This window comes from Streptomyces katrae (assembly GCF_000966975.1).
In the GTDB taxonomy this organism is placed as follows: Bacteria; Actinomycetota; Actinomycetes; order Streptomycetales; family Streptomycetaceae; genus Streptomyces; species Streptomyces katrae.
This window is the reverse complement of the sequence record NZ_JZWV01000974.1, coordinates 1-7,735: the sequence shown is the minus strand read 5'-3', so window position 1 is coordinate 7,735 and position 7,735 is coordinate 1. Positions and strand designations below refer to the sequence as shown.

Annotated in this window: 7 protein-coding genes and 1 pseudogene; 1 reads left to right on the top strand and 7 read right to left on the bottom strand. The window is 73.9% G+C overall.

The features are described from left to right. Window positions 1-38 precede the first annotated feature (38 nt). From VR44_RS30725 to VR44_RS30705, 5 genes are all read right to left on the bottom strand, one after another. Window positions 39-731 carry a DUF4191 domain-containing protein gene (locus VR44_RS30725; protein WP_045950895.1) on the bottom strand — a complete coding sequence of 231 codons (693 nt, stop codon included), beginning with the start codon at window positions 729-731 and terminating at the stop codon, window positions 39-41. A gap of 10 nt (window positions 732-741) precedes the next feature. Continuing rightward, a complete protein-coding gene (locus tag VR44_RS30720) occupies window positions 742-939 on the bottom strand; it encodes an SCO2195 family GlnR-regulated protein (RefSeq protein WP_045950894.1) in 198 nt (65 codons plus the stop codon). A gap of 223 nt (window positions 940-1,162) precedes the next feature. Then, window positions 1,163-2,110 (bottom strand): lipoyl synthase, encoded by a 948-nt coding sequence (gene lipA / locus VR44_RS30715; RefSeq protein WP_045950893.1) that lies wholly within the window; start codon window positions 2,108-2,110, stop codon window positions 1,163-1,165. Between the two features lie 110 nt (window positions 2,111-2,220). After that, a complete protein-coding gene (lipB, locus tag VR44_RS30710) occupies window positions 2,221-3,030 on the bottom strand; it encodes a lipoyl(octanoyl) transferase LipB (protein WP_045950892.1) in 810 nt (269 codons plus the stop codon). Between the two features lie 77 nt (window positions 3,031-3,107). Next, a complete protein-coding gene (locus VR44_RS30705) occupies window positions 3,108-3,467 on the bottom strand; it encodes a hypothetical protein (RefSeq protein WP_045950891.1) in 360 nt (119 codons plus the stop codon). Window positions 3,468-3,642: 175 nt separating this feature from the next. Between VR44_RS30705 and VR44_RS30700 the strand changes: the two genes are divergently transcribed. After that, a complete protein-coding gene (locus VR44_RS30700) occupies window positions 3,643-5,082 on the top strand; it encodes an NsdA family TPR-like regulatory protein (protein ID WP_045950890.1) in 1,440 nt (479 codons plus the stop codon). Window positions 5,083-5,317: 235 nt separating this feature from the next. Here the strand turns inward: VR44_RS30700 and VR44_RS30695 are convergent, their stop codons facing one another. Beyond that, a complete protein-coding gene (locus tag VR44_RS30695) occupies window positions 5,318-6,568 on the bottom strand; it encodes an FAD-dependent oxidoreductase (RefSeq protein WP_045950889.1) in 1,251 nt (416 codons plus the stop codon). Between the two features lie 204 nt (window positions 6,569-6,772). Then, a pseudogene (locus VR44_RS30690) lies at window positions 6,773-7,667 on the bottom strand (TIGR01777 family oxidoreductase). Between the last annotated feature and the right edge of the window lie 68 nt (window positions 7,668-7,735).

The following is a 7,735-nucleotide window of genomic DNA, read 5'->3' as shown; positions in this document are numbered from 1 at the left end:
CCGGCTCGCAGGGCGCTCCCGTTTCGTATACGGGCGGGTCAGCGCGGGCGCTGGCCGCGCATGCCGCGGCCGGGGACCGGACCCTTCGGGATGGGCATGTTGCTCATCAGGTCGCCCATGGCCCGCAGCTTGTCGTTGACGATGGTGATCTGGTCGCCCGGCAGGACGCGCGGCAGCTTCAGCAGCGTCGTGCGGACCTTCTTGAGCGGCACCTCGCCCTCGCCGGTGCCCACGATGAAGTCGTGGACCGGGACGTCGGGCATGATCCGGGCCAGCTTCTTCTTCTCGGCCGCGAGCAGGGACTTCACCCGGTTCGGGTTGCCTTCGGCGATCAGGACCACGCCCGCCTTGCCGACGGCCCGGTGGACGATGTCCTGGTTCCGGTTCATCGCGACGGCCGGGGTGGTCGTCCAGCCCCGTCCCACGTTGTCCAGTACGGCCGCGGCAGCGCCCGGCTGCCCCTCCATCTGCCCGAAGGCAGCCCGCTCGGCCCGCCGCCCGAAGACGATCGCCATCGCGAGGAACGCCACCAGGAAGCCCAGGATGCCCAGGTAGACCGGGTGGCCGATCAGGAAGCCGATCGCAAGAAAGACACCGAAGGTGACGATTCCCACACCCGCGACGATCAGACCGACCTTCGGGTCGGCCTTGCTCGTCATCTTGTACGTCAGGGCGATCTGCTTCAGTCGCCCGGGGTTCGCAGCAGTCTCTGCGTTTGACTTCCTCGCCATAAGGCGAAGTTTACGTGTCCTGCGGGGTACGGGTCGCCGCGGCCTCGAGTACGTGCTCGGTTTCCACCCGGTCCTTGGCCCTGCGGCGGTCCTCCAGGACGGCCGTCCAGGCGTTGCGCCGGGCACCGCTCATGAGCAGCGATTCGATGCCGCGGAAGGCTTCGGTGAAGGACGGAATGGCGATGGCGCGGACGGGCGCGGCCTGCATGATGTCGGTCCCTACTCTCGGTACTCGCATCGGGGCGTGTGCGGTGCGTGGATCCAGCGTCACTGATTGGTGTTACCAGGGCATGACCGGTCGGTCAAACGTGATGAAACATTGACGCGGCCCGCCGGGCTCTTCCAAGAAAAGAGCCTAGGGGCCGCGTCATCGCGCATTACCGCTTAGTAAGTTATTGTGCCCGACTTCACACGGAGTGTGACGAAGTGGATCACACGCCCGCGCGCTTTTCCATGGCCTGCGCGTAAAGGCGGCCGGCGCGGTAGGACGACCGGACCAGCGGGCCGGACATCACGCCGGAGAAGCCGATCTCCTCGGCCTCCTTCGCCAGCTCGACGAACTCGGCCGGCTTGACCCAGCGCTCCACGGGGTGGTGGCGCGGCGAGGGCCGCAGGTACTGGGTGATGGTGATGAGCTCGCAGCCGGCCTCGTGCAGCTCCTTGAGCGCCTCCGAGACCTCCTCGCGCTCCTCGCCCATGCCCAGGATCAGGTTGGACTTGGTGACGAGGCCGTAGGCGCGGGCCTGGCGGATCACGTCGAGCGAGCGCTCGTAGCGGAAGCCGGGGCGGATCCGCTTGAAGATCCGGGGCACGGTCTCGACGTTGTGCGCGAAGACCTCGGGGCGGGAGGCGAAGACCTCCTCCAGCAGCTCCGGGACCGCGTTGAAGTCGGGGGCCAGCAGCTCGACCTTGGTGTGGCCGCCCTCGCGGCCGGCGGTCTGCTGGTGGATCTGGCGGACGGTCTCCGCGTAGAGCCAGGCGCCGCCGTCGGCCAGGTCGTCGCGGGCGACGCCGGTGATGGTGGCGTAGTTCAGGTCCATCGTGACCACGGACTCGCCCACGCGGCGGGGCTCGTCCCGGTCCAGGGCCTCGGGCTTGCCGGTGTCGATCTGGCAGAAGTCACAGCGCCGGGTGCACTGGTCGCCGCCGATGAGGAACGTGGCCTCGCGGTCTTCCCAGCACTCGTAGATGTTCGGACAGCCGGCTTCCTGGCACACCGTGTGCAGCCCCTCGCCCTTCACGAGGTTCTGCATCTTCGTGTACTCGGGACCCATCTTCGCCCGGGTCTTGATCCACTCGGGCTTGCGCTCGATGGGGGTCTGGCTGTTGCGGACCTCCAGGCGCAGCATCTTGCGTCCGTCGGGTGCGACTGCGGACACGACCGGCTCCCTGTGACTTCGATTCTTCGGCGCCCACCAGGGTACGCCCGTAATTCGTACGCTCTTACGTCCGGCCAACCCGGGGGCGGCAGGACGCATTCCCGCCGCCGTCAGCCGGCGGCCGGCTCCGGCTCCCGCTCGATCTCGCGCGGCTTCAGCTCGGCGTGCTCCAGCACGTCCTTCAGGTGCCGCTCGACCACCGGCAGCACCTCGGCGATGGTGATCTCGCGGCCCAGCTCGTACGAGAGCGAGGTCACACCGGCGTCCCGGATCCCGCACGGGATGATCCGGTCGAACCAGGTGCTGTCCGGGTTCACGTTGAAGGAGAAGCCGTGCATCGTGACGCCCTTGGCGACGCGGATGCCGATCGCGGCGAGCTTGCGGTCCTCGCGGCGCTGGCCGGCGTTGGACGGGGCGTACTCGGGACCGTTGAGGCGGGCGTCGAACTCGTCGTCGCCTATCCGGGGGTCGAAGTCCAGGGAGAGGCCGCCGATCTTCGGGCGCTCCTCCACGGGGTCGCCGAGCACCCAGACGCCGGAGCGGCCCTCGACCCGGGTGGTCTCGACGCCGAACTCGGCCGCGGTGCGGATGAGGGCCTCTTCCAGGCGGCGCACGTGGGCGACCACGTCGACCGGGCGGGGCAGCTTCATGATCGGGTAGCCGACCAGCTGGCCCGGGCCGTGCCAGGTGATCTTGCCGCCGCGGTCCACGTCGATGACGGGGGTGCCGTCGAGCGGGCGCTCGCTGGGGTCGGTGCGCCGGCCCGCGGTGTAGACGGGCTCGTGCTCCACCATCAGGCAGGTGTCGCCGATCTCGTCGGCGAAGCGGGCCGCGTGCACGCGGCGCTGCTCCTCCCAGGCCTCGGTGTACTCGACGGATTCCGGCCCGAAGCCCAGATGGACAAACCGAAGCTCAGTCACCGCAGCGCCTCCTCGTTGAACCTGCTGTGTGCACGTATCCGCACCGGTCCAGGGTACGGCGGCCCGTGCGCGGCCCCTCAGGCCCCCGGACGGGTCCCGGTCCCGGGCTCGTTCCCGGGCTCGTCGCCGGCCCCGGTCGCGGGCTCGTTCCCGGGCTCCTCCGCGCCCGGCTGCGGGCCGGGGAGGAGCCGGGGGCGCCTGCGCCCGGCCGGCGGGCGGTCCGGGTCCTCGTCGGCGCGCGGCAGCCGGCGGTGGCCCTCGGAATGGTCGTTGACCCAGCCGCACACCCCGCAGGCGTAGCGCCCGTCCAGTCCCGCGATGTGGGTGCCGCAGCGGCGGCACTGCCCCTCGGTCAGCTCGGGCGCCGGCAGCGGGGCGCCGGGCTGCGGGTTCGTGTGCGGACCGGGCGGACGCGCCCCGTGGGATCGGCGGCTCATGGTGGGCGCAGCTTACGCGGAGGTCGTGGACCGGTCCGTAAAGAGCCCCACGCATTCTGCACACGATCGGATGAATGTGGGGCAGAGAGGGCGGCACAGCCGGAGTTGGCCGCTACATTCACGCCGTTCACAGGGCCGGGACCCCGGTCCGTCACGTACGGGAACCGTGGAGCCGATGACGGAACGACCTGCCCAGCGCGTCCCCAACCGGCAGCTCGCGGCGCTGATCGCGGAAGCCGGGTTCTCCAACGCCGGGCTCGCCCGCCGCGTCGACCAGCTGGGGCTGGAGCACGGGCTGGATCTGCGGTACGACAAGACCTCCGTGACCCGGTGGCTGCGCGGCCAGCAACCCCGTGGCACCACCCCGGCCCTGATCGCGGAGGTCTTCACCCGGCGGCTCGGGCGGCGGCTGTCGGCGCAGGACCTGGGCCTGGACGCGTGCGCCCCCGTGTACGCGGGGCTGGAGTTCGCGGCCACCCCGGAGGAGGCCGTCGACATCGCGAGCGGGCTGTGGCGCAAGGACTCCGGTTCGCACGCCGAGCTGCGCAAGATCGCCTTCACCCCGGCCGGGCTGGTGGTGCCCAGCCGGGACTGGCTGATCGGGCGGCCCGACGAACGGGTGGGACGCGGGGCGGACCCCGCCGCCGGCCGGGTCCCCTCGCAGGGCCGCACCACGGTGCCCCGGCAGCGGCAGATCGACCGGGGCCCCGGGCAGCGGGTCACGGGCGGGGACATCGCGGCGCTGCGGTCGGTGAGCGAGCTGTTCCGCACCCTGGACCACGCCTACGGCGGCGGGCACGCCCGCCAGGCCCTGGTGCGCTACCTGGAGCACGAGGCCGAGCCGATGCTGCGCGGCACGTACGGGGAGACCACCGGGCGGCGGCTGTTCTCGGCCGCCGCCGACCTGACCCGGCTCGCGGGCTGGACCTCGTACGACATCGCCGCGCACGGGCTGGCGCAGCGGTACTTCGTCCAGGCGCTGCGGCTGGCGCAGGCGGCCGGGGACCGGCCGTACGGGTCGTACGTGCTGATCACGATGAGCCGCCAGGCGGTCTACCTCGGGCACGGCCGGGAGGCGGTGCAGCTGGCCCGGGTCGCCCAGCAGGGCGTGGGCTCGGGCCCGCCGCCGGTCGTGCAGTCGCTGCTGCACGCGGCCGAGGCGCGGGGGCACGCCGTGCTGGGCGAGGTCCGGGCGGCGACGGCCTCACTGGTGCGGGCCGAGCGGGCCCTGGGCGCGGCCCGGCCGGGGGACGACGTGCCGCACTGGGCGCGGGCCTTCGACGAGGGGCAGCTGGCGGACGAGTTCGGGCACTGCCACCGCGACCTGCAGCAGTACCGGGCCTCGGCCCAGCACGCGGAACGCTCGCTCCAGCTGCGCTCGCCCGGGTACGCGCGCTCGCGGCTGTTCTGCCGGGTGGTGCTGGCGACGGCCCGGCTGGGGCTGGGCGAGCTGGACCAGGCGTGCGCGCTGGGCGCGGAGGCGGCGCAGCAGGCGAGCGAGATGCGGTCGGTGCGGGCGGTGGAGTACGTACGCGACTTCGAACGCCGGCTGGAGCCGTACCGGGACGCCGCGGCGGTCAGGACGTACCGGGACCGGGTGTCGGCCCTGCCGTGACCCGGCCGGCCGCCGGGCAGGCGACCCTGCCCGGGCGGCACGGGCCCCTGCCCGGCCGGTACGGGCTCCGGCCGAAGGCGGCACGGGCTCCGGGATGGGCTCCGGCCGGGGGCGGCACGGCCCTGCCCGGCCGGTACGGGCTCCGGCCGGGGCCCTCGGGCGGCCTGCGTGGGCCCGGGGGCCGGGGCGGCATCCGCCGGGCCGGGGGTGCGTGGGTCCCGGCCCGGCGGAGGTGTCAGGCCGCTACCGGGAGGACCGGTTCCGGGTGGCTCTGGAGGGGAATGCCGAAGTCGCGCAGCAGGGCCGTGGCGGCGCGGCGGGCGGACTGCAGGGCGCCCTGGACGGTGTTGGAGTCGCGGTGGTCGCCGCAGACGTAGAGCCCGGCCAGGACCCGTACGGGCCGCTGCCGGTCGTGCGGCGGGGGCATGGCCGGGACCGCCTCGGGGGTGTGGTGGACGGCCAGCAGCTCCCAGCCCCGGGTGGCGGTGTCGTAGAGCCGCGCCAGGCGGGAGGCGACCGTACGGGCGGGCGGCGGCGGGCCGTGCACGGTGGTGGTGACCAGGCTGCGGCCGGCCGGGGCCCGGGTGGGGTCGACGGCGCTCATCACGGTGGTGTGGGCGACGGGCCACTCGGGGTCGGCGTCCAGGAGCAGCGAGCCGTCCCAGGGCAGGGGCTCGGCGGTCGCGTGGTGGATGACGGTGACCTCGTGGAAGGCGGGCACCCTCAGCCCGGGGAGCAGTTCGGCGGCGGCGCGGGCGCCGGTGGCGAGGAGGACGGAGCGACACGCGAAGTCGCCGTGCTCCTCGGTGGTGACGAGGTTGGTCGCCACCGACCGCACCCGGATCCCGGTCCGTACGGTGCCGGGCGGCAACCCGGCCGCGAGGAGGTCGGGCAGGGTCGCCGCCCCGCCCTCGGGCACGGCGAGGCGGCCGCGGGCGAAGGTGCGCAGGGCGAGGTCGGCGACGCGGCTGGAGGTGGTGAGGTCGGGGTCGCGCAGCAGGGCGGAGAGCAGGGGCCGCAGGATCCCGTTGACGGTGCGCGGGGGCAGGCCGCGGGAGCGGAGGGCGGCGAGGGCGGTGCGCTCCGGCCGGGCGAGGACGCGGTCCGGGGGCAGTGCGGCGAGGCGGGCGAGCGCGGCGCTGAGCCGGGCCTGGTCCAGGGAGCCGCTGGCCAGGGCGCGGGCGGGGGTCAGGGCCCCGGCCCGCTGCCGCTTGCCGTCGGCGCCGTGCACCAGGACCCCGGGGGCGAAGGGGCGCAGGGTCAGGCCCTCCAGGCCCGGGGTACGGGCGGGTTCGGTGTACGCGGTGTTGAGGAGCTGGCCGACCCGGTCGAGGCGGAAGCCGTCGGCCGATGCGGTGGCCATGCGGCCGCCGGGATCGTCGGCGGTCTCCAGGACGCTGACGCTGACCCCGGCGGCGATCAGGTGGTGCGCGGCCGCGAGTCCTGAGACTCCGGCTCCTACGATGACGACGTCGCTGCTGAGCACGTGCCCCTCCCCGAGGTCGGCGCGGCGGCTGTGTGGGGATCGTTCTTCCCCCAACGGACTCCAGGAGAACCCGAGTCCGGCGCGGTATTGCGCACAACTCCGGTCGCACGGCGGTCGCATGCGGGTCACGACCGGTCGCACGTGGACACCGGGTGCGCCGGACCAGCGCCTGCACCGCCCGGCCGCAGCACCCCCGGGGGGGTGCTACACCCCCTGGGCCAGGGCGGCCCTGATGGCCTCCTCGATCCCGGGGTGGGCGAAGGTGAACCCGGCCGCCAACAGGCCCGCCGGCCTGACCCGCTGACTGCCCAGCACGTCCTGCGAGAACTCCCCGAGCACGACGCGCAGCACGGGCGCGGGGACGGCGCACAGCGTCGGCCGGTGCAGTACGCGGCCCATCGCGGCGGTGACCTCACGGTTGGTGAGCGGTTCGGGGGCGGTGAGGTTGAACGGCCCCGACAGTCCGGGGGTCTCCATCAGGAAGCGCAGCGCGGCGATTTCGTCGTGCATCGAGATGTACGACCAGTACTGCCGCCCGCTGCCGAGCCGGCCGCCGATCCCCGCCCGGAAGACGGGGAACATCCGCCCCCAGGCCCCGCCCTCGGCCGCGACCACCAGCCCGGTCCGGGCGAACACCGTCCGGATCCCGGCGTCCTGGGCGGGGGCGGCCGCAGCCTCCCACTCGACGCAGACGGAGGGCAGGAACCCGGTGCCGGCGGGGGCGGACTCGTCGACGGCCCTGCTGCCGGTGTCCCCGTAGTACCCGAGACCCGCACACGAGCACGGCCGGCGGTTCGTCCATCCCGGCCAGCGCACGCGCGAGGGCGGCGGTCCCGAGCACCCGGCTGTCGCGGATCTCCCTCTTGTACGCGGCCGTCCACCGGTGTTCCCCGACACCGGCCCCGGCGAGGTGCACGACGGCGTCACACCCGCGCAGCCCGTCGGGGTCGACGTACCCGGCCTTGGGATCCCAGCGCGCCTCGTCCGGCCCGGCGGGGGCGCGGCGGACGAAGCGGACGGTGTCGTGGCCGTCGGAGTGGAGGGAGCGGACGAGGGCCCTGCCGATGAGTCCGGAGGCTCCGGTGATGGCGATGCGCATGGGGGCAGTGTGCCCGCCCGTCGCCGCTGCGCGGGGCCTTCTCCCCGCCCCGCCCTTCCTCCGTTCCC

Bases quoted from the DNA above. Each gene is read 5' to 3' on its own strand.
- VR44_RS30725 (WP_045950895.1), bottom strand. From the start codon at position 731: ATGGCGAGGAAGTCAAACGCAGAGACTGCTGCGAACCCCGGGCGACTG.
- VR44_RS30720 (WP_045950894.1), bottom strand. From the start codon at position 939: ATGCAGGCCGCGCCCGTCCGCGCCATCGCCATTCCGTCCTTCACCGAA.
- VR44_RS30705 (WP_045950891.1), bottom strand. From the start codon at position 3,467: ATGAGCCGCCGATCCCACGGGGCGCGTCCGCCCGGTCCGCACACGAAC.
- VR44_RS30700 (WP_045950890.1), top strand. From the start codon at position 3,643: ATGACGGAACGACCTGCCCAGCGCGTCCCCAACCGGCAGCTCGCGGCG.